14 protein-coding genes are annotated in these 26,312 nt (G+C 69.0%); 4 read left to right on the top strand and 10 right to left on the bottom strand.

What is annotated here, in order from left to right; translation table 11 throughout:
• From sigK to ACFW3F_RS16080, 5 genes are all read right to left on the bottom strand, one after another.
• Positions 1–609, bottom strand: coding sequence for an ECF RNA polymerase sigma factor SigK (sigK, locus tag ACFW3F_RS16060; protein ID WP_388059015.1), 609 nt, complete (start codon positions 607–609; stop codon positions 1–3).
• Positions 610–700: 91 nt separating this feature from the next.
• Entirely contained in the window at positions 701–1,483 is a 783-nt protein-coding gene (locus ACFW3F_RS16065) for an ABC transporter permease (RefSeq protein ID WP_388059017.1), read from the bottom strand.
• Positions 1,473–2,741 carry an ABC transporter ATP-binding protein gene (locus ACFW3F_RS16070; protein WP_388059019.1) on the bottom strand — a complete coding sequence of 423 codons (1,269 nt, stop codon included), beginning with the start codon at positions 2,739–2,741 and terminating at the stop codon, positions 1,473–1,475. The genes ACFW3F_RS16065 and ACFW3F_RS16070 overlap by 11 nt, the downstream gene beginning before the upstream one ends.
• Positions 2,719–2,976 carry an MbtH family protein gene (locus ACFW3F_RS16075; RefSeq protein ID WP_388059021.1) on the bottom strand — a complete coding sequence of 86 codons (258 nt, stop codon included), beginning with the start codon at positions 2,974–2,976 and terminating at the stop codon, positions 2,719–2,721. Before ACFW3F_RS16075 ends, ACFW3F_RS16070 begins: the two co-directional genes overlap by 23 nt.
• Positions 2,973–16,904: an amino acid adenylation domain-containing protein gene (locus tag ACFW3F_RS16080; RefSeq protein WP_388059023.1), complete on the bottom strand. Its 13,932-nt coding sequence runs from the start codon at positions 16,902–16,904 to the stop codon at positions 2,973–2,975. The genes ACFW3F_RS16075 and ACFW3F_RS16080 overlap by 4 nt, the downstream gene beginning before the upstream one ends.
• A gap of 601 nt (positions 16,905–17,505) precedes the next feature.
• Between ACFW3F_RS16080 and rplN the strand changes: the two genes are divergently transcribed.
• The 4 genes from rplN to ACFW3F_RS16100 are packed head-to-tail and all read left to right on the top strand — an operon-like array spanning position 17,506 to position 18,960.
• Entirely contained in the window at positions 17,506–17,874 is a 369-nt protein-coding gene (rplN, locus tag ACFW3F_RS16085) for a 50S ribosomal protein L14 (RefSeq protein WP_004019493.1), read from the top strand.
• A gap of 1 nt (position 17,875) precedes the next feature.
• The gene (gene rplX / locus ACFW3F_RS16090) at positions 17,876–18,193 is read left to right on the top strand and encodes a 50S ribosomal protein L24 (protein WP_388059025.1); all 318 of its coding nucleotides are present in this window, start codon (positions 17,876–17,878) and stop codon (positions 18,191–18,193) included.
• A gap of 1 nt (position 18,194) precedes the next feature.
• Entirely contained in the window at positions 18,195–18,773 is a 579-nt protein-coding gene (rplE, locus tag ACFW3F_RS16095) for a 50S ribosomal protein L5 (RefSeq protein ID WP_388059027.1), read from the top strand.
• Position 18,774: 1 nt separating this feature from the next.
• Complete coding sequence (locus tag ACFW3F_RS16100) at positions 18,775–18,960, top strand: type Z 30S ribosomal protein S14 (protein WP_004019490.1); 186 nt, start codon at positions 18,775–18,777, stop codon at positions 18,958–18,960.
• 105 nt (positions 18,961–19,065) lie between these two features.
• On the opposite strand, the gene ACFW3F_RS16105 is transcribed toward ACFW3F_RS16100, so the two are convergent.
• From ACFW3F_RS16105 to ACFW3F_RS16125, 5 genes are all read right to left on the bottom strand, one after another.
• Entirely contained in the window at positions 19,066–19,518 is a 453-nt protein-coding gene (locus ACFW3F_RS16105; protein ID WP_388059029.1) for an SRPBCC family protein, read from the bottom strand.
• Positions 19,519–19,593: 75 nt separating this feature from the next.
• Positions 19,594–20,997, bottom strand: a complete 1,404-nt coding sequence (locus tag ACFW3F_RS16110; RefSeq protein WP_388059031.1) for an AIM24 family protein — start codon at positions 20,995–20,997, stop codon at positions 19,594–19,596.
• A 46-nt stretch (positions 20,998–21,043) separates the two neighbouring features.
• Positions 21,044–24,418, bottom strand: a complete 3,375-nt coding sequence (locus ACFW3F_RS16115; RefSeq protein WP_388059033.1) for a helicase HerA domain-containing protein — start codon at positions 24,416–24,418, stop codon at positions 21,044–21,046.
• 4 nt (positions 24,419–24,422) lie between these two features.
• Positions 24,423–25,100 carry a MarR family transcriptional regulator gene (locus tag ACFW3F_RS16120; RefSeq protein WP_388059035.1) on the bottom strand — a complete coding sequence of 226 codons (678 nt, stop codon included), beginning with the start codon at positions 25,098–25,100 and terminating at the stop codon, positions 24,423–24,425.
• Positions 25,082–26,191, bottom strand: a complete 1,110-nt coding sequence (locus ACFW3F_RS16125) for a DUF559 domain-containing protein (RefSeq protein ID WP_388059037.1) — start codon at positions 26,189–26,191, stop codon at positions 25,082–25,084. Before ACFW3F_RS16125 ends, ACFW3F_RS16120 begins: the two co-directional genes overlap by 19 nt.
• Between the last annotated feature and the right edge of the window lie 121 nt (positions 26,192–26,312).

The raw sequence follows: 26,312 nt of genomic DNA on the forward strand, positions 1-26,312 counted from the left end.
TCAGGCGTCCTCGTGCGTCCTCAGGCAGGTTCTCAACCGACGCAGGCCATCTCGTATCCGAGATTTGATGGTGGGTAGGGGGGTATCGGTGTGCCGGGCGACCTCGGGATAGGTCAGGCCCCCGAAATACGACATCTCGATGCAGCTCCGTTGCAGTTCCGTGAGCGTACCGAGACATGTTCGTAGCGTACGCGCCTCGTCGGTCTGCACAACGACCTCGAGCGGTATGTTTCGCGGGGTCTCCACGGACAACGCGCCGTAGTGCGACATCCGCTGTTGCTGCAGCTCTTCGGACCGCACGCGGTCGACGGCACGCCGGTGGGCGATGGTCATCATCCATGTGATGACCGAACCGCGCCCGGGCTGGTACTCGCCGGCCTTCTGCCAGTACTGCAGGTACGCCTCCTGGACGATCTCCTCGGCGTACTGGCGGTCCCGCACCACCCGGAACGCGAGTCCGTAGATGCGTGAACTCGTGCGGTCGTACAGATTGGAGAACGCGGTTCGGTCGCCCGTCGCTGCTGCGGCAAGCAACTCCCGCAACATCTGTGCTTCGCCCCCGCGTCCGTGGTGCGCGTCGGCGGCCGCGCTGCCATCGTCCGGTGTCACTGTTCCACGGTAACGAACACATGGGGATTTCTCGGCCTATCGTCGATCACGGGTATTCCGATCGCGGATTCGCGGATGACTGACTTGCAGGTCACCGGTTCGCGGACCGGCGGTACAGGATGAGCGAGGCAGGTATGCACACCGCCAGTATGACCAGGGCCGAACCCACCGAATACCCGACCGCATGGTCGGCGACCCATCCGGTGGCCTCGGGGAAGGTCGGCGGAGCCTCGTTGCCGAAGAGCTGGCGAGACGCGGTCGCCACGGCCGTCACCGGATTCCACTCGGCGATCGTGCGCAGCGGCCCCGGCAGGCTCTGGGCGGAGATGAATGCGCTCGACAAGAAGGTGACCGGGAACATCCACAGGAAGCCGATGCTCTGCGCGGCTTCGACATTCGGTGCGGCGAGGCCGGTCACCGCACCCACCCACGCCATCGCGAGTGCGAACAGTCCGATGATGCCGAAGGCGAGGGCGGCGTCGCCGGCGCTGCCGTACACCCGCCAGCCGATCGCCAGACCGCAGGCGACCATCACCGCGAGACCGACGATGCCCAGCAGCATGTCCGAGGTGACCCGACCGCTGATGACGCCCAGCCGGGACATCGGCAGCGACCGGAGCCGGTCGACGATGCCGTCGGAGGTGTCGTTCGCCAGGCCGACGGTGGTGAAGGCCGCGTTGAACACCACGGTCTGGGTGAAGATGCCGGCCATCAAGAACTCGCGGTAGGAGCCCCCGCCGAAGGTTGCGCCGAAGACGTAGGCGAACAGGAAGACGAACATCAGCGGCTGGATGGTGGCGCTGATGAGCAGGGTGGGAATTCGCTTGACGGTGAGCAGATTTCGCTCGACCAGTACTGCGGTGTCAGTGAGCATGAAGTCGATCCGTTCGGGTCGTCGTGGTATCGCGCGCGTCGTCGGCGCCGAGTGCGTTGCCATCGGCGTGCTCGGTCGACGCACCGTCGCGGCCGGTATCGGCGTCGTCGTCGAGCCGGTCCGTGCCGGGATGGGGGTTCCGCTCGGTGAGGGCGAGGAACACGTCGTCGAGGGTCGGCGTGGTGACGGTGGCGTCGACGACGTCGATGCCCGCGGCGGCCAGCGCCCGGACGGCGGCGACCGAGCTACGCGTCCCGTCGTCGACCGGGATCGACCACGTCGAGCCGCTGGTACCGGCCAGTTCGGCTGGGTTCGTTCCGGAGGAACCCGTACCGAGTCGTTCGGGCATACCGAGTCCGATCTCGGCGAGCGTCGTGGCGACGAGCTCGTCGTTCCGGCTGTCGTCCGAACGCACCGCGATGGTGAGGATCGATGCGCCGGTGGACGCCTTGAGATCGGCGGCACTGCCCTGCGCTCGGATGGTGCCGTGGTCGATGACGGTGATCTCGTCTGCCAGCGCGTCGGCCTCTTCGAGGTACTGCGTCGTCAGCAGTACCGTCGCGCCGTTTGCGACCTGTTCGGTGATGACCTCCCACATCTGCCGGCGACCGCGGGGATCCAACCCGGTGGTGGGTTCGTCGAGGATCACCAGGGACGGCCGGTTGATGAGGGCTCCGGCGAGATCCAGTCGCCGCCGCATACCGCCGGAGTAGGTGCGCATCGGCCGGTCGGCGGCGTCCTCGAGAGCGAGGTCGGCGATCAGTTCCCGTGCCCGCGCGGAAGCCTCGGCCCGGGAGAGTCCGTACAGCTGCCCGACCATCCGCAGGTTCTCGAAACCGGTCAGGTTCCCGTCGACCGCCGCGTACTGACCGGAGACACCGATGATCTTGCGGACCGCGCCGGGGTCGGCGATGGCGTCGACGCCGTCGACGACGACAGAGCCCTCGTCGGGCCTCATCAGGGTCGCGACCGCGCGGACGGTGGTGGTCTTGCCTGCGCCGTTGGGACCGAGCAGCGCGTGCACGGTGCCGGAGGGCACGGTCAGGTCCAGTCCGTTGAGGGCGTGGACGCGCCGACCACGGCCGAACAGGCCCGTACGGAACGTCTTTCGCAGTCCACGCAGCTCGAGTGCATTCGGCGCAGGGGTGATCGCGTCGAGTGCGCCGCGGGGAGCCGTGGCCGGTGCCGTGTCTGCCGTTGCCAAGTCTGCCGACATCGTGTCAGCCGATGTCGTGTCATCCATACTGTGCCGCCCCATGTGTGACCTCCCTTTCACTGTCCTGCGAACGTTCCATGGTGCGGATCAGGCTGGCGGGCCTCATGTCCCGCCAGTTCTCCTCGACATACTCGAGGCACTCGTCGTGTCCCGACGGGCCGAACACGACGTGCCAGCCGTCGGGGACGGGCGCGAAATCCGGCCACAGCGAATGCTGATTCTCGTGGTTGACGAGGACGCGGAAGGTCCCCTCGGTGTCGTCGAACGGGTTCGTCATGATTCCTCCTCCTGTGCTGCGATTCCCGGTGTGGCCGGGACTGCTTCGATTGCGGTCATCCACTCGGAGACGTTCTCCGGCAACAACATGCGTGCGTGGGTACTGGTGGCCTCGACCTCGACGACGCGACCGGTGACCTTGGTGTGCCAATCGGCGACGGCCGGTGGACCGTCGTGCGCGTCCACGGTCGCGGTCACGAAGGTGAGGTCACCGTCGAAGACCCGGGGTTGCCAGTTCCGCGCCAGCGGGGAAGCGTGCCGGAACACCTCGTGCACGGTCGTGAGCGTGTCCTCGGAGAGTCCGCCCAGTGCTCCACCCGCGGCCGAGATGACGCGGAACGCGTCCGCGACCGAGAGTTCGGCTGATTCGCCGGTGCCCGCTGCGGTGATCTCGTCGGGAACATCGAGCCCGAATTCGCGCATCAGTTCCGCGATCGACGCCTCGGTGTCGAGGTCGGGCCGTTCCGCGACGACGTAGCTGTCGAGCACGACGAGTTGCTCGACCGTCTCGCCTGCCTCCTGCAACTGCACGGCCATCTCGTGGGCGATGAGTCCGCCCAGCGACCACCCGAGCAGGTGGTACGGCCCCTCGGGAGAGACCGTTCGCAGCCGTGAGACGTATACCTCGGCGAGGTCGGCGATCGTGCGGGGGCACGGATCGCCGGCGAGTGCCGGATGCTGCAGGCCGTAGACCGCGCGGTCGGCGGGCAGGTGCGGCAGCAGCGAGGTGAAACTCCAGGACAGGCCGATCGCCGGATGCACCACGAACAGCGGTGCGGGGGCGTCGTACCCGGTGTGTCGCGGGGCTCGACGCAGCGGCAGGAGAGTGCCGAGACCCGACGCCGACGCCGACTGTCCGTCGCCCCCGTCGACGTCTGCGCCGCCGTCGAGCAGGTCGGCGAGTTCGGCGGGACTCGGTGCCCCGAAGAGGGTCTGCGCCGCGACGCGGTGCCCGGTGAGCTCACTCAGCTTGCTGGTCACCGTGGTGGCCATGAGAGAGTTGCCGCCCAGGTCGAAGAATCCGTCGTCGGCACCGACGGCGTCGACCTCGACCTCGAGCACCTCGGCGAAGACGCGGGCGATGGTCGCCTCGGTCCCGGGTGCCGGTGCTCTGCCCGATGCGGACACGACCGGTGTCGGCAGCGCCGCACGGTCGAGCTTTCCGGTCGGGGTCAGCGGGATGTCGTCGAGCACGGAGACCGAGACGGGCACCATGTGCCGCGGCAGGCGGCGCGCCACCCGGCGTCGCAGATCGGTGGGCTCGGGGTCGGACCCGCGCGTCGCGGTCACGTAGCTGCGCAGGGTGGCCTGTGTCCCGCTGCCGTCCACCAGCGTGACGGCGAAGTCGACGTCGGGTTCGGCGGCGAGTGCGTCGTCGATCTCACCCAGTTCGATGCGGAACCCGCGGACCTGGACCTGCGTGTCGCTGCGTCCCACATAGACGATCTGCCCGTCGCCGGTCCAGCGGACCAGGTCGCCGGTGCGGTACATCCGCTGGCCGGCGAACCGCGGCCCGGTGACCATGGGTGCGGGGACGAACCGCACCGCGGTGAGCCCGGGCCGGCGGTGGTACCCGCGGGTGAGCTGGACGCCCGTCAGGTACAGGTCGCCGGTGACGCCGGGCGGGACCGGGTGCAGTCGCTCGTCGAGGACGAGCGCGCCGACACCGTTGTTCGGCGTGCCGATGGTCAGCGGCGTGTTCGGGGTGAGCGAACGGCTGCCGGTCGTGATGATCGTCGTCTCGGTGGGCCCGTAGACGTTGATCAGCGTGCGCCCCGGCGACCAGCGTCGGACCAGGTCGGTTCCGTAGGCCTCGCCACCGACCGCGAGCACGCGCAGTGACGGCACTGCCGCGGGGTCCATGCTGGCGACCGCGGCCGGCGTGATGAACGCGTGCGTGGCCTGCCGCGCGTCGATGACGTCGCTGAGCGCGGTACCACCGTAGACGTGCGGTTCGACGATGGTCAGTGCCGACGAACCGGCCAGTGCGAGAAGCATTTCCAGTACCGAGGCGTCGAAACTCGGGGACGCGAAATGCAGTACGCGCGAAGTGGGTCCGGGATTCATGCGTTCAGCGAGCTCGTCGTGTACGGCACGCAGTCCGCTGTGCGGGACCAGGACACCCTTGGGCCTACCGGTGGAACCGGACGTGTAGATGATGTACGCCAACTGATCCGGGCGGATGGTCGACGCCCGCTCGGCATCGGTGATCGGTGCCGGCGACGAGTGCTTCATCCGGGTCCTGGTCGACGCGGCGTCGAGTACCAGGGTCGGTACGTCGTTGCCGGTCGAGCTCTCCTGGATGCGGTCCCAGGAGGACGAGGTCGTCACGACCAGTTGCGCGCCGCTGTCGTCGAGCATGTGCGCGATGCGGTCGGCCGGGTATTCCGGGTCGATCGGAACATACGCGGCGCCGGCCTTCACGATCGCCCAGATCGCGACGAGAGAGTCGAGGGAGCGGCCGATCGCCATGGCGACCACCGGTTCCCGGGACGACCGGACGTCGGGACCCTCGGTGCCCGAGTCGTCGTCCGTACGTGTGAAGGCGCCGACCCCACGCCCGAGCAGAACACGTGCGAGCCGGTTCGAGCGGGCGTCGAGCTCGGCGTAGGTGAGAGTCTCCGGGCAGTCGCCGTCCCCGGCGGGCTGCCCGATGGCGGCAACACCATCCGGGTGACGTCGCACGGCGTCGGCGATCAGCACGTCCAGCGTCGTCGGCGTCTTACCCCGCGGTCCCAGGGCGGGGGTGCGTTCGGCGACCTCGAGGGGGTCGGTGATACGGATGTCGCCGATCGCGCGCCCGGGATCGCCGAGCATTCCGCGCAGCACGCGCATGAGCCGCGTCCCCAGCATCTGGGCATCGTCGTGGCCGTATCGCGCGGCGTCGTAGGTGATCTGAACGGCGGCGTCGGTGTCGGCGTCGGTGACGCCCAGCCCGGTGACGGTGAACTGCAGGTCGAACTTGGCTGCGAGCGAATCGAATTCGGCAACCTCGGCGAGGAGCTCGTCGTCCATCCGGACGGCGGTCCCGGCCAGGGAGTCCGCGCCACCGACCGGGGTCGGTGCGGCACCGGCGAAGTCGTGCACCGACAACGCCACCTGGAAGATCGGGTGGCGTCCGTGCGCGCGTTCGGGATTGAGTGCGGTCACCATGTCGTCGAACGGGACGCCCCGGTGATCGAGGGCGTCGATGTCGGCGTCGCGGGTCCGGCGGACGAGCGCGGCGACGGTCTCCGCGCTGCGCAGGTGACTGCGCAACGGCACCATGTTCACGAACATGCCGACGACGCCGCTGTAGTCGCGGTCGACACCGGTCATCCCGGTGCGGTTGTCGACGGGGCTGCCGATGACCAGGTCGTCTCCTACGCCTAGACGGTGCAGCAGGATCGCGAGTGCGGTGTGCATGACGGAGAACGGTGTCGTCGACTGTTCCCGGGCGAAGGCGGTCAGGCCGGCCCTGGTGTGTGCCGGGAGCGGCAGGCTCACCGACCGCGCACCGGATTCGCGTCGCCGGCCCGATTGTCCCTGTCCGCCCGACTGCCACTGTCCACTACCGACTGGTTCGACCGTGCTCTCGGCGGGCGCCCCCGCGAGGTGCTCGGTCCAGAACCCCAGTTCGGCGGCGATCGCGGGCGCATCCGCGCTCTCGACGGCGTGGTCGCGGTAGTCGAGTTCGGCTGCGGCCCAGGCTCCGATGCGGCCGGCGCGTCGTTCGCGATAGGCCTGTGCCAGGTCGCCGACGAGGATCGGCAGCGACGCACCGTCGGCGGCGATGTGGTGCACGACGAGCATCAGGACGTGGTCGGCCGCACCGTCATCGGTGCCGGGATCGACGAGGAGTGATGCGCGTAGGGGCGCCTCGGTGGTCGGGTCGATGGGAGTCGACGCGAGGCGTGCGACCTCGCTCATGAGTGCGTCCGGGTTCGCGGGCGTGACCGGGGTCAACGCGCCGATGATCGCCTCGGGATCGTCGAGAACCCGGCCGGACGGTGTGCCGTCAACGGCCTCGAAGACCGTCCGCAGGCTCGTGTGTCGTGCGACGACGTCGATCAGCGCACCGCGGAGGGCGTCGACATCGACGTCTCCGGACAGTCGCAGGACGAAGGGCATGAGGTACTCGGTCGATGCGGGGTCGGCGGCGGCCATCGACCAGAGGCGACGCTGGACCGGCGCGAGCGGGAACGCATCCCGTCTAACCGGGCGGCTCGCCGAGTCGTCGGCGTCGGCCTCCCAATCCGCCGGCAGCCCGACGAGGTCCGCGAGGGCTTCGGCGGTCGGGTTGTCGAACACGTCCCGTACCCGCAGCCTGCCCTCGGTGGACAACCGGTTGATCCGACTGACCAGCGTGGTCGCCTGCAGTGAGGTACCGCCCAGCTGGAAGAAATCGTCCGTGGCACCCACCTCGGCCTGGGCGAGACCGAGGACGTCCGCGACGATGCCGACCAGTGCGGTCTCGGCGTCGCTGCGCGGCGCGCGGCCGGTGGCGGCCATGCTGCTCGCCGATGGTTCCGGCAGCGCCCGACGATCGAGTTTGCCGTTGCCGGTCAGCGGGATCTCGTCCAGCACGACGATCGCGGAGGGAACCATGTGGCGGGGCAGCCGGCGACGGACGGACTCGAGCACCGTCGCGGGATCCAGGGTTCCGGCGTCCGGAGTCTCGTGGCCGGGAGCCTCGGGGTCGGGAGTCTCGGAGTCGGGAGTCTCGGCGGGGTCTGACGTCGCGCCCGACCGGGTGACGTATCCGACCAACGTGGCCGATGCGCTCTCGCCGCGGACGACGGTGGTGGCGAAGTCCACTCCGTCCACGGCGGCCAGTGCGGCGCTCACCTCGTCGAGTTCGATGCGGAACCCGCGGACCTTCACCTGGTTGTCGCTGCGGCCGTGGTAGATCAGGGCGCCGTCGGCGCCGCGGTGGACGATGTCGCCGGTGCGGTACATGACGGTCCCGCCCCCGGTGGGCGAGGCCACGAATCGGCCGGCGGTGAGGCTCCGCCTGCCCAGGTAACCGCGGGCCACGCCCGGCCCGGCGAGGTAGAGCTCACCGGGGACGTGGTCGGGCAGCGGGCGCAACCGGTGGTCGAGGACGAGCGCGGTGCACTCGTGCACCGGGGTGCCGATGGTGATCGGCTCTCCTGCGCGCAGCGGCGCCGACATCGCGGCGACGATCGTCGTCTCGGTGGGGCCGTAGGAGTTGATGTAGCGACGGTCGGCGCCCCAGCGCGCCACCAGTTCCGGGGTACTCGCCTCGCCGCCCACTCCGAGGGTCCGGAGGTGGGGGAGCGGATGCGTTGCCGCGGCGGCGAGCGCCGACGGGGTGATGAACGCGTGGGTCACCTCGCGCTCGTCGAGGAACTCGACGAGCTCGTCTCCGCCGTAGATCGTCGTCGGCGCGACCACCATCGTCGCGCCGGACTCGACCGCGAGGAGGAACTCCAGCATCGAGGCGTCGAAAGACGGGGAGGCGAACAGCAGGGTGCGGTCACCGGGACCGGTTTCGTAGCGCTCACGCTGGGTCGCCGCGAACGCGGCCAGGCCACGATGGGTCACACTGACGCCCTTGGGCTTTCCGGTGGACCCCGAGGTGTAGACGATGTAGGCGACCGAGTCGACGTGCCGGACCGAGGGGCGGAACGCGGTGTGCTCCCCGGTGCCGAGGTCCTGCGGGGTCAGCCACCAGATGTCGTGCGGCACATCGCGACGGTGGTCGTCGCTGCTGATGCCGAGGATGGCACCGGAATCGGCGATCATGTGGGCGACTCGCTCGGCCGGGTAACGCATGTCGACCGGCAGGGCGGCGGCGCCGGACTTGGCGACGGCCCACGTGGCGATCACCGACTCCAGGCTGCGATCGACGGCGATCGCGACCACGTCTTCCGGCCCGACCCCGAGATCGCGAAGGGTGCGCGCCCAGCGCGCGGACATCCGATCGATCTCGGCGTAGGTGAGTGTGCGGTCACCGTCCTCGACCGCGACCCGATCGGCATGATCGATCACGGTGTCGGCGATGATGTCGGCGAGGTGCCTCGGCTCGACGGCATGGTCGCGGTTCTCCGGATCGGTCACGGCGGTGGGTTCGTCGATCACGGCGAGGTCGTCGAGGGGTGTCGACGGTTCCGCGGCGACCGCACGCGCGAGGTCGACGAACATCCGGGCCAGTTCGGTGACGCGTTCGGGACTGTAGACGTCGGTCGCGAAGGTGAACCGTGCGCGCCCGTTGCGGACCCGCAACTCCAGGTCGAATCGGGCGGCCGCGGTCTCGATCTCCTCGGCGACGATCTGCAGGCCGGGCAGGTTCACCCGGGTGTGATCCGGTTCGAGGGTGTCGGAGACGCCCGCGTCGAAGGCCAGGGCGATCTGGAACACCGGATGGCGGTCCGTACGAGGCGGATTGAGCATCGAGACGATCTGCTCGAACGGCATGTCGGCGGCCGACAGGGCTTCGAGGTCGCGGTTGCGTACCGAGTCGAGGAGCGTGGCGAATCCCTGGCTACCGTCGACCGGTGTCCGGAGGACGACGGAGTTCACGAACATGCCGACGATGTCGGCGAGACGGGGGTCGGCGCGGCCCGCGACCGGGGTGCCGATCACGATGTCCGACGCCGAGCCTTCGACGTGGACCTGTGGATCGGCGTTCAACCGGTGCAGCAGGGCAGCGAAAACCGCGTGCACGCACATGAACTCGGTCGCCCGGCCGCCGCCCAGATCGCTGAGCCGGCTGCGCAGTGCAGCGTCGAAGTCGACCTCGACCACACCCGCGGTTCGGGGGGTCCCGGCCGGCGCATCGGGCACCAGGATCGGCCCGACGTCGACCCCGTCGAGGTCCTGTCGCCACCACTCGGCCAGTTCGGGCCGGGTGTCGAGCTGGTCGGCCTGCCAGCGTAGGTAGTCGCGATAGTCCAGAGACGAGGGTGCGTCGGGGGTCGTGGGTGCGGCGGCGTCCACGGTGACCGAGCACAGTTCGGCATACGCGCGGGTGATGTCGCGGTGCAGCGGCACCATCGACCAGCCGTCGGCTGCGATGTGGTGGATGACGAGGGTCAGTTTGTGATGCGCGGCGTCGCCGTCGATCCGATGCAGGGCGACCCGCAGCGGCACATCGACGGTGAGGTCGAAGGGACGACGGGCCAGCGCCTGCGCCTGCGCCTGCCAGTCGGTGGCAGACGTCTCGGCGACGGTCAGGTCGGTGTGCACCTCGGCGGCGGGCCGCACGTCCAGGACCGGACGCCCGTCGTGCTCGGGATAGACGGTGCGGAGCATCTCGTGGCGGTCGACGGCGTACCGGAGGGCCCCCGACAGGGCATCCGCGTCGAGCTCGCCGCGAAGGTCCAGAGCGAAAGCGATGGCGTAATCGGCTGTCGACGAGCCGGTCTCGGCCTCGCCCGCGGGCTCGGCGCCGGCGTCGGGACCTATCGCCAGCTGATTGAGGAACCAGAGCTGCTGCTGCGCGGGTCCGGGGTGCGCGGGGCTGTCCGGATCGTGGCGCAGGTCGGGCAGGGTCCGCGCCTCGACGAGGGACTGCTCGCCCTCGTCGGCACCGACGAGCCGGGCGATACCGGCGACGGTCGAGTGGTCGAAGACCTCGCGGACCGGGATGCGATGCCCCGTGAGGTTTTCCAGGGCGCCGACGATCTGGGTGGCCAGCAGTGAGTTGCCCCCGAGATCGAAGAAGTCGTGATCGCGGCCGATGGTGCCCGGCTCCAGCTCGAGACGCTCGGCGATGAGATCGGCGACGGCCTGCTCGATGGGCGTGCGAGGTGCGATGTAGGCGACGTCGTCACCCATCGAGGCAGGCTCCGGCGCGGGCAGTGCCTTGAGATCGACCTTGCCGATGGGGGTCGTGGGGATCTCGTCGAGTTCGATGATCGCCGACGGGATCATGTGCCGCGGCAGGCGCTGCGCCAACCGATCCCGGACCGCGGCGGCCTGGCCGTGCTCGCCGTCCGTTGTCGTCACATACGACACGAGATGGGCGCGATCGCCTTCGCCGTGCGTGGTGGTGACCGCGGCACGGACCGCGTCGTCGGAGACGAGGGCCGCGTCGATCTCACCCAGTTCGATGCGATGCCCACGGATCTTCGTCTGATGGTCGGCGCGCCCGCGGAACTCGAGTTCATGGTCGGAGGTCCAGGACACGAGGTCACCGGTGCGGTACATCCGCTCGCCGGGATCGCCGTACGGGTTGGCGATGAAGCGTTTCGACGTCAGCGGCCGGACTCCGTGGTATCCCCGGGCGAGGTGCTCGCCGGCGATGTACAGCTCGCCGACGGCACCGGGGGCGACCGGACGCAACCGCTCGTCCAGTACCAGCGCGGAGATCCCGCGGATGGGCCGGCCGATCGTGAGCGTCGTGTAGTCGGGGCTGATCTGTGCCGACACCGCGGCGACCACGGTGGTCTCGGTGGGGCCGTAGGCGTTGAAGAGCTTCGGGCCGGTCGACCAGGTGCGCACCACCTCGGAGTTGGGGTGCTCACCACCGATGACGAGGGCCTGTAGGTCGGGGACGTCGCCCGGGGACATGGTCGTCAGCACCGACGGGGTGAGGAACGCGTGTGTGATCCGCGCGTCGCGCATCAGCTCGGCGAGCTCGGCACCGCCGACGATTCCCGGCGGGACGATGTGCATCGTCGAACCGGCCGAGACCGCCATCAGGATCTCGAGCACCGACGCATCGAAGCTCGGCGACGCCATGTGCATCGTCCGGCTCCCGGGGGTGATCCCGTACTGGGTGACCTGCTGTGCGCCGAAGTCGGCGAGTCCACGGTGACTGACCACCACACCCTTCGGTGTGCCGGTGGTCCCGGACGTGTAGATGAGGTAGGCGGGCTGGTCGACGTCGACGGCGCTGCGCCGCTCCGAATCCGACACGGGGGCGGGCGATTGCGCGTCGATACGGTCGCGGGTGGCCGGGTCGTCGATCACGACGGTGGTCAGCTCGCCCCCGGTGCGGGGATCGGATGAGCGATCGGTCACGAGCAGTCGCGCGCCCGAGTCGGTCAGCATGTGTTCGATGCGGCCCGCCGGGTACGCGGGATCGACGGGGACCCAGGCGGCTCCGGTGCGGGCGATCGCCCACATCGTGGTCATCCACTCGACACCGCGCGGAAGCGACACGGCCACATGGTGTTCGGGTCCGGCACCGCCGTCGATGAGCAGTCGCGCCAGCCGGTTCGACGCCGCGTCGAGTTCGCGGTAGGTCAGTGACCGGGTGCCGTCGGTGACCGCGACGCGGTGTGGCGCGGACTCCGCCGCCGCCGACAGGAGCCGGGTCAGGTGCTCGACCGGGCGGCGACCCGCACCGACGGCCGGCACGAGGTCGAGACGTTCGTGCAGGTCGAGGACCGGAAGGTCGCCGACGGGGGCGTTCGGGTCGGCGGTCGCCGCCTCGAGCATGCGGATCAGGCGCGACCCCAGTCCGGCGACCGTGTCCCGATCGAAGAGGGCGGTGGCATAACCGATCTCGAGTGTGAGTCCGGTCGGCTCGCCGGTCGCGCTGCGCACCTCGGTGAAGGTGAACTGCATGTCGAAGGTGGTGCGGCCGGTGTCCACGCGGGACGCGGTCGCCGAGAGCCCGGCGAAGTCCAGGCGGATCGCGGAGCGATCCTCCAGGGCCAGTGACACCTGGAAGAACGGGTGGACATTGCCGGAACGGACCGGATTGAGTTCGGTCACCAGCCGGTCGAACGGCATGTCGGCGTTGTCGAACGCGTTCAGGTCGGCGTCGCGGACCTTGGCCACCAGGTCGGCGAACGGCATGTCCTTGTCGACATCGGTGCGCAACGCGAGTGTGTTGACGAACATGCCGACGAGGTCGTCGACGTCGGCGTCGCCGCGTCCGGAGACCGGCGTGCCGATGATGATGTCCGAGGACTGTGCGAGCGAACGGAGAAGCGCCGCAACCGATGCATGGAGCACCATGAAGACGGTGGCATCGGAACCGGCGGCGATGGTGCGGATCGCGCCGTACGTGTCCCCGTCGATCGTCGAGGTCACCGACGACCCGGACCGGCCGGTGACCTCGGAGTCCCGGCTTCGAGGCCGGTCGAGCGGCAGTTCGGTCTCGCCCGGGGCCCCGGCGAGGTTGTCGCGCCAGAATTCGAGTTCGGCTGCGGCATGGGGGCTCTCGTCGAGCCAGGCGTGACGTGCGGCGCTGGTCTGAGAGTAGGTGACCGGCAGCGCGGCCCATGCGGGTTCGGTGCCGTCGCGACGGGCGCGGTAGGCGGTGGCGAGATCGCCGGCGAGGGGCGCCAGCGACCAGCCGTCGGCCGCGATGTGATGGACGACCATCGTCAGCCGGTGATCGTCGTCGGCGGTCCGGACCAGGCGCGCGCGAACGGGGATCTCGTCGGCGAGGTCGAACGGAAGTGCGGCGAAGTCGCGATCCGGGCACTGTGCGATGTCGGTGGTCGCGAGCACCGGTAGATCGACATCGACCGCGTCCGGGTCGGTTGCGACGATGCAAGCCACGCCGTCGATCTCGGCGACGACACTACGCAGCGGCTCGTGCCGACGGACCACGTCGACGAGGGCAGCCCGGAGTGCATCGGTGTCGAGCGCGCCGACGAAACGGACGGTGAACGGCATGTTGTAGGTTGCCGAGGACGCCGGGTCCAGTCGCGTCGCCAGCCAGAGGCGGTGCTGAGCCGGCGACAGCGGTACGGCCCCGGATGCGGTCCGTCCGGCGGTGTCGTCCGTGCCCGTGTCAGCCGCGGTCGACAGATGGTCGGCATCGACGCCGAGATCGGCGATCGTCGCGACGATGCCGGCGAGGTCGTCGGCGTCGAAGACGGTACGGATTCCGATCCGGTGGCCGGTGGTCCGGGACAGGCGCGATGCCATCCGAGTCGCCGAGAGCGACGAGCCGCCGATCTCGAAGAAGTTGTCGCCCAAGGAGACCGAGGCCGTACCGGCATCCGGGGAGTCGCCGGACACGGTGTCGTTTAGGTCCAGCACGTCGGCGACGGTGGCCACGACGAGGCGCTCGAGCGCGGTCCGGGCGGGTACGAACTCACGGTGGGTCCGCAGATCGGGCCGCGGCAGCGCGCGGCGATCGAGCTTGCCGTTGGAGGTGGTGGGCAGCGAGTCCAGGACCATGATCGCCGTGGGGATCATGTGATCCGGCAGCGCGCTGCGGAGGTCGGCACGCAGGTCGCGCTCAGCCGACCCGGTGCCGGTGACGTATCCGACGATCGTGGACTCACCGGCGACGAGGTCGTCCCGGATCACCACACCGGCGGCGGTGACGCCCTCGAGTCCGCTGAGGGCCGATTCGATCTCGCCGAGTTCGACGCGTTGGCCGCGGATCTTGACCTGTGAGTCGGTGCGGCCGAGGTACTCCAGTTCACCGGCGGCCGACAGGCGGACCAGATCGCCGGTGCGATAGAGCCGTTCGCCGGGAGCCGCGGGCGAGGCGACGAACCGCGATGCGGTCAGGTCCGCGCGGGACCGGTAGCCGCGGGCCAACTGCACGCCGCCGAGATAGAGTTCGCCGATCGCGCCCGGGGGTTGCGGCCGCAGGCGATGATCGAGCACGTGGACGCTGGTGTTCCACACCGGTGACCCGATGGGGATCACCGGGGCGTCGGAGCGGCAGTCGTCGTGGTGGGTGACGTCGATCGCGGCCTCGGTGGGGCCGTACAGGTTGTGGATCGGCGCGGCGGTCAGCGCCGCCGTGGCACCCACCGTCGAGGGAGTCAGGGCCTCACCACTGGTGAAGATCCGTCGCAGGCCGGTCAGTGTCGATGCGTCGTCGGCGTCGAGGGCAGCGGCGAAGGCGGCCAGCATCGACGGGACGAAATGCACCGTGGTGACCCCGTGTTCGGCGATCACGTCGCGCAGGTACCACGGGTCGCGGTGTCCGTCGGCGGTCGGCACGACGAGCGCGGCGCCGCTGGTGAACGGCCAGAAGAACTCCCACACCGACACGTCGAAGGTGGACGGTGTCTTCTGCAGCACCCGATCATCCGGTGTCAGCTCATAGCGGGACTGCATCCAGGCGAGGCGATTGACGATCGCGCGGTGGGTGATGACCACGCCCTTGGGCTTCCCGGTGGAGCCGGAGGTGAACAGGACGTACGCGGCTGTGTCGGGGCGCGGGGGCGCCGGCACGGGGGCGTCGGGGTCCTCGTCGGCGCGCAGGTCGGCCAGTACCTCGTCGGTGATGACGAGGTCGGGCGAGGCCACCTCGAGGATGTGCGCGAGCCGCTCGGCCGGCTCGGCCGGGTCGATCGGCAGGAACGCGCCGCCGGCGCGGACGACGGCGTGCAGCGCCACGACCTGGTCGGTGCTGCGGCCCAGTTGAACACCCACGACGCTCTCGGGGCCGATCCCACGACGCGCGAGTGCACCCGCGATCTGCGTTGCCGCGTCGGCGAACTCGCGGTGGGTGAGCGAGCGTCCGTCCTGCGCGTCGGTGACCGCGGTGTCGGCGGGGTGGGCTGCGGCGGCCTCGTCGAGTAGATCGACGAGTGTGATGTCGCCGTGCTCGACGCGGTCCCCGGTCATGCGTTCGGGCAGCGCGAGCTTCTCGTCTTCGGTGAGAACGTGCAGGTCCGACACCCTCGTCTCGACCGGTGCGGTGACGAAGGCCGTCACGAACTCGACGAGGCGCCGATGATGAGTGGTGATCTCATCGGCCGGGTAGATGTTCGGATTCGCCTCGAGGTCCAGGGTCATCCCGCCGTCGAGGCTGTCGTAGACATTGACCGAGAGGTCCTCGATCGGACCGGTGGACAGGACGTGCAGTTCGCCCTCCAGCGGACCGAAGTCGATGTGCTGGAAGAACAGCATGACGTTGACGAGTGGCCCGAAGAAGCCCCGTCGCGCGCCGGCCGCCCCGAGGATCTGGGAGGTGATGTCCTCGTGCCGGAACTTCTGGTGCTTGACGGCGACTTTGATCTCCGAGTTGGCCGAGGTGAGTAGATCGGCCAGCGTGGCCGTCTCGTCGTCGAGCGCGATACGCAGCGGGATGACGTTGGAGGTCAGGCCCGCCGAGGTGCGCAGGACGTCGCGATCGCGGGCTGCGACCGGCAGGCTCAGCATCGCCTCGTCGCGGTCGGTGTAGCGCGCGACGTAGGCGGCGACGGCGGCGGTGATGACCGAGGCAGGTCGGACCCGGTGGGTGCGGCCGAGCTCGCGGATGCGGGCGACAAGAGTGTCGTCGAGTACCGCCGTCCGGACGTCCGACAACGGCGCGGCAGACGCGGAAAGGCTGGTGAGAGTGGTCATTTCCGGCATGTCGGCCAGACGCGACGCCCAGTGCTCGCGGTCCTCGACGAATTTCGCCGACGCGCGGTACTCACGATCGAACTCCGCGATGTCGACCATCGACGCGGTGTCGGCGACCGGGGGAGGGGTCCCGTTCACGATCGCCGTGTAATGCGAGGCGACGCGCAGCATCATGTACATGGCGGCGTAGCCGTCGAATCCGATGTGATGACCGTGGCAGTACCAGATCGAGTGTCCGGGGCCGATTTTCAGCAGGTGGGTCTCGAGCATCCGGTCGGCGAACACGTCCGAACTGGCGCTTCGTCTGCGGTCGATCCAAGCCAGTGCAGCCGCGCGCGGATCTGCGGCGTCGGAGAAGTCCTGCCGCCCGAGCACCACACCCTGCGACGGGTCCAGGACCATCATCGGTTCGCCGTCGTCGGTCGGGATCAGCCGCAGCAGAGGGGCTTCGGTCTCCCGCTCGGTGAGCGTGACGGCACGCTGCATGATGTCGGGATCGACGTCGACCAGGGGGTCGTCACCGTCGTCGCCCTGCGGACCCGATGTGTCGCCGCGGAATTCGACGTACGCGTCGATGGTCATCGGCACGTCCGGCTCGAGCTGCTGGGCGTAGAAGATGCCGCGCTGTGCGGCGGTCATCGGGATCGTCAGGCCGGTGTCGATGTCGGTAGCAACGGTGTTCCGGACCGCGTCGTCTGTGGTCACGCGTGCCTCCCCTGTGAGTGCGCCCGCACGGCAGCGTCGAACCCTGATCGAGCGTGTGGATTCGAACTCCGGTCCGCCGAGCTCAGGGCGTGTGGCCCGGAGTCGAGGACTTGCCGTCAGGCCGCGGTTGTCGGACTGAGCTTCGGAGCCGAGGAGCATGGTGATCGTTTGGCTCACGATCGGCAGCCGAGATTCCCCCCGGTGCTGACACGCCCCCCGTGTTTCGCTCCCTGCCGGCTCGCGTTGGTGGCTCGCCGGTCGGGCTGTTGTCTGGTCGATCTGATCTCATGGGTGCTTCGCGTGGCGGTGCACCCCAGATGGGTCAATGCTCGAGAAACTTTCCCGACCCGGCGTGTTCCGAAACCCCGGACCGCCCCCGGGCGCCCCGATTTGGCCCCGACCTGGGCATTCCCCTACACTTGTGGGGTTGCCTGCGGCACTGATGTGTCGCGAATCGGCTCACGAACCCACTGGGTGGCGGAGTCCAGGTCTCACAGCCTGGCCAAAATCCCAGGCAGGCGTGTGTTTCGGTGGCAACAGACCGTGTGCGTCGGGTCGGAAATCCGCCGTACATAAGAAGCCAGGTCAAGGAGACTAACGAGTGATTCAGCAGGAATCCCGCCTGCGAGTCGCCGACAACACCGGTGCCAAGGAGATCTTGTGCATCCGCGTGCTCGGCGGTTCCTCGCGGCGCTACGCCGGCATTGGCGACGTCATCGTCGCCACTGTCAAGGACGCCATCCCGGGCGGCAACGTCAAGAAGGGTGAGGTCGTCAAGGCCGTCATCGTGCGCACCACCAAGGAGCGCCGTCGTGCGGACGGAAGCTACATCCGCTTCGACGAGAATGCCGCCGTCATCCTCAAGGGTGAGAGCGATCCCCGCGGTACCCGCATCTTCGGCCCGGTCGGCCGCGAGCTGCGTGAGAAGAAGTTCATGAAGATCGTGTCGCTGGCACCGGAGGTGATCTGACATGAAGATCCACAAGGGTGACACCGTGATCGTCATCTCGGGCAAGGACAAGGGCGCCAAGGGCAAGGTCATCCAGGCCTTCCCGAAGACCCAGCGTGTCCTCGTCGAGGGCGTCAACCGCATCAAGAAGCACACCGCCGCGTCGGCCAACGAGCGCGGTGCCTCCTCCGGCGGCATCGTGACCCAGGAAGCCTCGATCCACGTCTCGAACGTGATGGTCGTGGATTCCGACGGCAACCCGACCCGCGTCGGTTACCGCGTCGACGAAGAATCGGGCAAGAAGGTCCGGATCTCGCGCAAGAGCGGGAAGGACATCTGACATGACTTCTACCGAGAAGATTCAGCCGCGCCTGAAGACTCGCTACCGCGAGGAGATCAAGGACACGCTGAACAAAGAGTTCGAATACCCCAACGTGATGCTGATCCCGGGCGTCGTGAAGGTTGTCGTGAACATGGGTGTCGGCGACGCCGCCCGTGACGCGAAGCTGATCAACGGTGCCGTCGAGGATCTGGCCAAGATCACCGGTCAGAAGCCGGAGATCCGTCGCGCCCGCAAGTCGATCGCGCAGTTCAAGCTGCGCGAGGGCATGCCGATCGGTGCGCGCGTCACCCTGCGTGGCGACCGCATGTGGGAGTTCCTGGACCGGCTCGTGTCCATCGCGCTGCCGCGTATCCGCGACTTCCGCGGTCTGTCCGATCGCCAGTTCGACGGCAACGGCAACTACACGTTCGGCCTGAACGAGCAGTCGATGTTCCACGAGATCAACATCGACAACATCGACCGGCCCCGCGGTATGGACATCACCGTCGTGACGTCGGCCACCACGGACGACGAAGGCCGTGCGCTGCTCCGCGCCCTGGGCTTCCCGTTCAAGGACAACAACGTTAAGGACAACTGACATGGCAAAGAAGGCTCTGGTCAACAAGGCCAACAAGAAGCCCAAGTTCGCCGTGCGGGCCTACACCCGGTGCAACAAGTGCGGTCGTCCGCACTCGGTGTTCCGCAAGTTCGGCCTGTGCCGTATCTGCCTGCGCGACATGGCACACGCCGGTGAACTGCCGGGTGTGCAGAAGTCCAGCTGGTGACTCTCACCCCCCGGATTTCGTAGCACCGATGCGCTCATAGCGCGCATTCTCGCTACAGCTTCGCTGACAGCCCCACCTCGTTCACGCGAGGTGGGGCTGTTGCTGTCAGTGGGTCGCGGCCCACTCGTCGATCAGGCGCGGGAGCTTCTTCGCGTTGGAGCTGAGGGACCGCTGGTACGCGCGGATCGCCAGCCCGTCGGCGACCTTGCCGATCGCACCGCCGACCCCGGCGTTGCGGATGCGGTACGTGAGTTCGACGCCGCGGCGAACCTCGGCGAAGGTCGCCGAGATGGCGAACTCGAGCGGTGACTCCGTCGAGGAGAACTCGGTGGCCGTGTGTGCATCCACCCGGGTGAATTCGCCGGCCCAGTCGACTGTGCGTCCGAGCCCCTTCATCTGACCCCGCCAGACGGTTCCCACCGACACCGGCCCGGCGGTGACGGTCTCGACGCCGACGACGCCGGGTGTCAGCTCCGCGACGTGCTCGGGGACGAGGCAGAATTCCCAGACGGTGATGAGGGGCTGTCGGACGAGGACGGTCGCACTGGCTTCAGGCATGGCGTCGACGATACCCTTCGGCCGGTTTTCGTAGCGAAAGATGGGCTATGGCACCGCTTTTCGCTACGAGGGGGATCAGCGGCCGAGGATCCCGCCCAGCATGCCGCCCGCCCCGGAACCGGCCGCGCCCCCGCCGCCGGTGCCACCGACGAAGCCGCCGGGCGGCAGCTCGGACGGCTGCACGACGACGAATCCCCGTCCGGAGAACTCGAGGGTGAATCGTTCGCCGGTGCTGCGTCCCATGAGGGTGCCGATGTTGAACGAGTCGTTGGACTTCACCGACGTGCGCAGGCTCGACGACCACGCGACCGCGGCCTGCGGGTCGGCGTAGGTCGCGGCATCGACGTTGAGGACGACCGGGGTGCCGTCGGTGGTGATGGCGATCCGGCCCCGTCCGGTGAAGACGCAGTTGAACAGTCCGGCGTTGCTCATCGCGCCTGCGCCCTGCACACGGGCGATGTCATACGAGAGCGAGGAGTCGAAGGCGAGCACATTGGCGCCGTTGATGGTGAGGCCGTCGGAACCGTCGAGGTCGATGAGGTGCACGTCCGACGCGGCGTCGGCGAGGAACAGGTCGCCCTGCCCGGTGACCTTCATCAGCGGCACGCCCTCACCCGTCATCGCCTGGCGCATCATCCGGCCGAGACCGCCGGAGCCCAGCGCCTCGAACTTCAGGTTGCCCTGGTAGGCGACCATCGAACCGGTGCGGGCCATCACCTCGCCGGCGAGTCCGACCCGGCACATCTTGCTGCCCTGCTTCTGGATGCCCTGCCCGGTGACCTCGGCATGAGACGGCGCGAACAGATCGCTGTGCATGGGTACTCCCTGGGGTTGCGCGGTGACCGGTGGTCGAGGTGGGGCAGGTGGTGGTGGCGGCATGTTCTGCTGTGGCGCGGCGGAATTGCCGGCCGAACCCGTCGGCGGCCACGGTTGCGGGTCGGAGACGCGCGGCGGCTGATCGGGCGCGTGAGCGGGCTCGTCGTCGACGGCGATGCCGAAGGCGGTGGCCAGTCCGGCAAGACCTGCGTCGTAACCCTGACCGACCGCCCGGACCTTCCAGATGTCATTGCGCCGGTAGATCTCCAGGCACACGACGGCTGCCTCGCTGGTGAGTCCGGACGGGGTGAAGGTGAGTTCCACGCCGCCGCCGGTCATCGTTGCGGCGAGCGCTCCCGCGGTGGCGAAACTGGTGGGTCCGGTCCCGTCGAGACTTGCCGCGACGACCACCGTGGAGATCTCCCGCGGCAGGGCGGAGGTGTCGATCGAGATGATGTCGGCCGAGCCGTCGGAACGGTAGCCGACGCCGGGCCCGGTGGGCTGGTTGTAGAAGACGAGGTCCGCATCGGAACGGACCCGGCCGGCGTCGGTGAGCAGGATCGCCGAGGTGTTCACCGGTGATGCCGAGCGCACCGAGACGGTCACGGCCGTCGACGGCAGCGGACGGTTCTCTCCGGCGGTCAGCGTGAGCACGGTGTCCATTGTGCCAATCGCCGCCGCCGGCCGTCTGCGAAGTCGGGATCGCCCGTCACCGAGTGCGCGGTGTCGTCGAGCGGGCCAGTTCGAGGACCTCGTCCTCGGTCGGGGGGCTCGACGGATGGTAGGTGAGGCAGAGCGGCGTCTCGGCCCTGGTGAAACGGCCACCCTCACTCGCGATGTAGAAGGTCCCCGCCGGCAGCTTGCCGATGTCGGGAATCCTGCTGCCCTTGTTGGCGGCGAGCTCCTTGGCGCGGTCGATCTGTGTCGGATGGTTGAGGAGCCCGAATATCTGGGTCGAGGAGTTGGCCGAGATCTTGTTGTCGATGCCGGTGGGCGACTGCGTCGCGAAGATCAGGCCGAGGCCGTACTTGCGAGCTTGCGATGCCAGTGCGCTGGTGCTCTTCGACGCCGCGGTCATCCGCACCGACGGGGCGAAGTTCTGCGCCTCGTCCATGACGAGCAACCCGCCGAGCGGCCGATCGGCGGCCGGGTTCTTCTTGATCCAGGCGAACAACGCCATCTGCAGCTGGTTGACGAAACCGGCTCGCCGGTCATCGGTTCCGAGGCCGGCGAGATTGACGATGGACACACGGGCCCGGAAGCCGGCAGTGGGAGTGAGGAGGAACCCGGGATCGGCCGGTGCGGCGTCGCCCCCGAACACGGGATCGATCGCCATCGAGGCCTTCAGGTTCTCGGCGAGTTCGGCGCCGAGCCGGCCGGCATCGGCGAGGGTGCTGGCGTCGGAGGGCAGTTCGGTCAGCAAGCCGACATACGCCTGCAGGCTGCCGCCGCCGCGGCGTCCGAAGGCCTCCATGGACTGCTGTAGGACCGCCTGCTGCCGGTAGGCTTTCGCGCTGGTGCCGGTCGCGCGGGCGTGCGGGATCAGCGCGCCGACCGCGGAGTCGACCGCGGCGCGGAACTCGTCGGGGTTGCCGGCCACCGTCGTGAAGTCGGGCAGCGGTTGGAAACTCAACGGCCGCCCCGACGCGCGGCCCGGGGTGAAGACCGCGACCTCGGTGTCCTGCAGATAGCGTTTGGCGCGTTCGCGGTCCTCGGGTGTCCAGGGGCGCGGGTCGGTGTCGGGCCACGGTGTCCCCAGGCGGGCGAGGTCGTTGTTGACGTCCAGGACAATCGACGAGACTCCCTGCAGCGCAGCCTCTTCGACGAGGCGACGGATCAACACGGTCTTGCCCGAACCGGATCCGGCGAACAACGCGACATGCTTGCGCAGGGCGAGAAGTGAGACCGTCACCGCCTCACCGGTGGCGACACTGCGACCGAGGGTGATCGACTCCCCGACATCGGGTGTGGTGGTCCGCGCGTGTGATTCGGCGGTGTTCGGACTCGCCGCCTCCGACCGCGGGGCGGGGGAGCGGTGTCCTCGGGACTCGGCCTCGCGAAAAGCCGTCGAAGTCGACGTCTCGTCTGCCGTGGCGGATTCGGTCTGTGCCGGAATCGGATTCGAGTGGGAAGCCGGTGTCTGCGGTGCCGGTGCCTGTGCCGCGGGCACCTCGAGTGCCGGGCCCAGGATCTCGGTGATGAATCCGATCTCCGCCGCCGGATTGCGGGCGGAGATCCACTCACGGAGACGAGACGGCCGTTCGGCACGGAGCGCGGCCAGCGCACTCAGACGTTTGATGTCCCGCTCGGTCCAGGCGACGACCCGCCCGCCGCGATCGTGGAGTTCGGTGACCATCTGTCTGGTCTTGGGGCCGGTGGGCCAAGGGTCCCGCCGGAGAATCACCAGGGTGCGTTCGACGTCGCCGAGTGTGAAGCCGGAGGACGTCGTCGCACTCGACAGGCGGGTCTGGACAGCGCGCGCGTTCGACGCGGCGATCGCGCGGAAGCTCCACGACTGCTCGATGTCCCGGTTCGGGTCGACGAGTTGCCGGATGCGTCCGTGCAGAGGGCTTTTCGGGCCAGGCCGAGCGTCGAGCTGCCAGCGGTCGGCGTCCTGGGAGAGTGCCTGGATCCAGGTTGCGAGCCCTGCATGGAGGAGGGAGGGGACGATCCTGTCCTCGGTGTCGGGTACGAGCGCGGGTAGCGGGTCAGCGCGCGAGATCAGTTCCGCATAGCGCTGATCGATGTTCCCGAATGCGGAACGCTCCGACGAGCCGGGTGTCGACGACGATGTACGAACCGGCGGACTGTCGACCGCGGGAACCTCTGTATCGGAGACTGATTCGTCGAATCCAGGGAGTGTGGTCTGACCGTCCGCGGTGGTGGTGACCGTCGCGCGGCGCGCCGACGACGCCGGTGCGGTCCCGGAGAGATCGGTGATCTCGACGAAGGTGTCGCTGCGGAGCATCGCCGCGATCTGGCGATCCACGGTCACCATGAGTTCGCGTGGTGTGTAGTCGGTCGCCGTCGTCAGCGCGGTATCGGTGACCGGCCAGGTGGGGTGGGGCGGTGTGAATCCCACCCCGGCGAAACCGGGGGCGAAACGCCGGGCCAGGAGGAGCCGGCCGAAATCGGCGCTGGCGGGCCGTTGCAGGGTGGGTGGCAACCGGAACCGGTCGACCGCCGATCGCATGACGTGTCCGGCGAGGTACTCCCACGCCGCGGAGATCGACGAGACCACACACGTCGTTCGACTCATGGTCTCGCGCACGGACATGAGGCCGTGCGCCAGCTTCTCCACCTGGGATTCCTCGCCTGCCTCGGCGGTCTTGCCGGCTTCGATCAGGGTGTCGATCTGGTCGATCGCCAGCACCGCGGCGTCGTCGAACGCGATGATGCGCGAGATGTTCTCGACGATTTCCTGATAGCCGAGCCGTGCATTGCGGATACCCCACGCGGCGAGCTCGTCCGCGTCGTCGATGTCCAGGTGCAGGAACGCCTCGCCGAGGTCCTTGGCTGTGAAGTCGTCGGACTCCAGCAGTACGAGTGCGCGCAGGATGTGCTGGGAGCGGCGCCGGTGCCTGGAGTGGCGTGTGTAGACCCCGCGGATGAAGTCGTCGAGGGCGGCGGGGGTGAGCTGTGCGCCACCGGTCACCGCCGCACGCGTCTCGTCCGAGACCTCGGCGTCGATCGCGAGGCGGTGGAGAAGCTGGTTCAGTTGGGAGCGGTGCCGAGGAGTGGGCCGGCCGAGGTCCTCGATGATCGCGACGAGCACCGACCGCCAGAAGTCGGTGGCGTCGAGCAGCTTGACGAGGAAGAAGTAGCCGCCCTCGTCCTGGATGCGGTACCGGACCCGACCCAGGAGGTGCGTCTTGCCCGATCCTGCCGGACCGCGCACCGTGACCCCGATCGGACTGCCCGACGGCGAACGCCGGGCGTCGTCGAAGGAGCGGACGATGTCGACGATGGTGTCCTCGTGCAGCCCGCCGACGTGGAAGGGGTCGGCGGTGCCCCACACGTCGTCGGGGGTGTCGGCCCAGTTGAGCCGGATCGACTCCAATGCCTGACGGGCGTCGGCTTCCATCGGATCAGATCTCCTCGATCGCGAACAGGTGACACGGTTGGGTGCCCACCGTCACCGCGGCCGCCCGGTCGGCGGGGGTCAGCAGCGCCTGGTTCTCCTGCGGGATGAGGCTGACGCCGGGCTCACGCTGGAACCCGACCATCGTGGCGTCGAAGACCTCGACGCTCACATCGGGTAGATCGGCGCGCAGATCGGTGACGAGGACGAAGCCGCCCGCGGAGGAGACCCGAGCGCGGTAGGCCGCCGCGATCCGATCGCGAGGTTCAAGCGAGGCCGGGTCGGATGCCGGCGCGGCCTCGATCCGGGTGCCGGCCTCCTCGCGGTTCGGGCGCCGGGGTCGGCCGAAGACCTCGTGCAGGCGGAGGTCCTCGTCGTCGAGGTACCGGGCAAGGCCGGCGAGGACCGCGTACATGGCCTTCATCGGCGTCGTCGATCTCGTCGGCGGCGCGGAGGTCAGTTCGGCCGCGCACCACGCCCAGCCGCGGTCGGTCAGGGTGTGAAACCAGGCTCTGCGGGCACCGATTCGCGAGTCGACGAGGCCGAGCTCGTTGAGATGATCACGGGCCGGCTTGTCGAGCGTGGGTCCGAACTCTTTGAGTTCGGGGTTGGAGAGCTCACGTGACTCGGCCAGCAGGACGAACAGCGCCGCACTCTGGTTCGGCGTCAGCTGGGCGTGGTCCACGGATGCTCCTCGCGGGTCGAAGGGGGACGGGCAGGCGTCGGCCGTGACGGTGCTCGAGTGCGTTCGGCGACCGCGGCGGCCAGTTCTGCGACGACGAGGGCCGTGTCATCGAGAACGTGGTCGTTCGTGTATCGCAGAACGAGGTACCCGGCACGCTGAAGCATGTTGTCGCGACGTCGATCTCGCGCGTACTTTACCGGGCCGCGGTGATCCGCGCCGTCGACCTCCACGACGACCCGTTCGGTCGCCCAGAGCAGGTCGACGATCACCGCGGGGGTCAGCGGATCGAGGTCACGGGGACTCCGGTTCCACTGGCGGTCGCGCGCCCATGGCGCACTCGCGAGGGCTCGCTCGAGGGTCTGCTCGGCCACACTGTGCGGTGCCGGTCTACCCGACGGGCGGGACACGACGAGCACGGGCGCGGCCGACGCCGGAGACGGGTCGTCCGGCACATCGACCGGCCGGGAAGGGCTGGGACGCCGGCCGCCGGAGACCCCGATCCGGATCGCCGGCACCCGCGTGACGGCCGGCAGCGCGTCGGCGGTGAGCCACACGGTGAGGTTCGCGTGGTCCGCCAGCCACTCGTACGCGGCGGCCGCGGCGTGCTGCGCGCGTTCGGGGAGAGCCGCGTCGGCGCGTACCGCCAGGACGACGGAATCGCGACCGTACCCCCGTTTCAGGAGGAACGTCAGTGCGCCCGCCCGGGCGTCGTCGGCGGGACCCGATCCCGGTCGACGAGCACCGGCGGCCGCTCGTGTCAGGTGGACGACAGCAGGGGACGGGAAGCCGGCGTCGCGGCACAGGGCGCGCGCCATTTCCTCGGCGTCATCCGCGTCGATCGGCAGCCCGGACTCATGGCCCGCCAGCCAGACGGGAAAGAGTGCGCCGACGATGTCCTCGAGGGCGTCGAGGATCTCGCGGACGACCTCGCGAGCGGTGCGATCGGTGGGCCCGCGGTGGTCCAGGAACACCGGTAGCTCGGCAGACACCGAATCGAGGAGGTCGGACAGGGCGAGGCCGTCGACGTCGTCGACCCGTAACACGTGTCCGGATCGCACGGCCGCGTCGAGCGTGGACGGACGGATGCTCATTGATGCCGACCATATCGCCCGTAACCGACGTCGGCGCAACGGCCGGACCGCCGATAAATCAATGGCGCCCGCGCCCGTCGGCGCGCAACCATGGTCGGCATCGGGTCAACGGGTGCGCGAC

This window comes from Gordonia sp. NPDC058843 (genome assembly GCF_042743165.1).
GTDB lineage: Bacteria > Actinomycetota > Actinomycetes > Mycobacteriales > Mycobacteriaceae > Gordonia.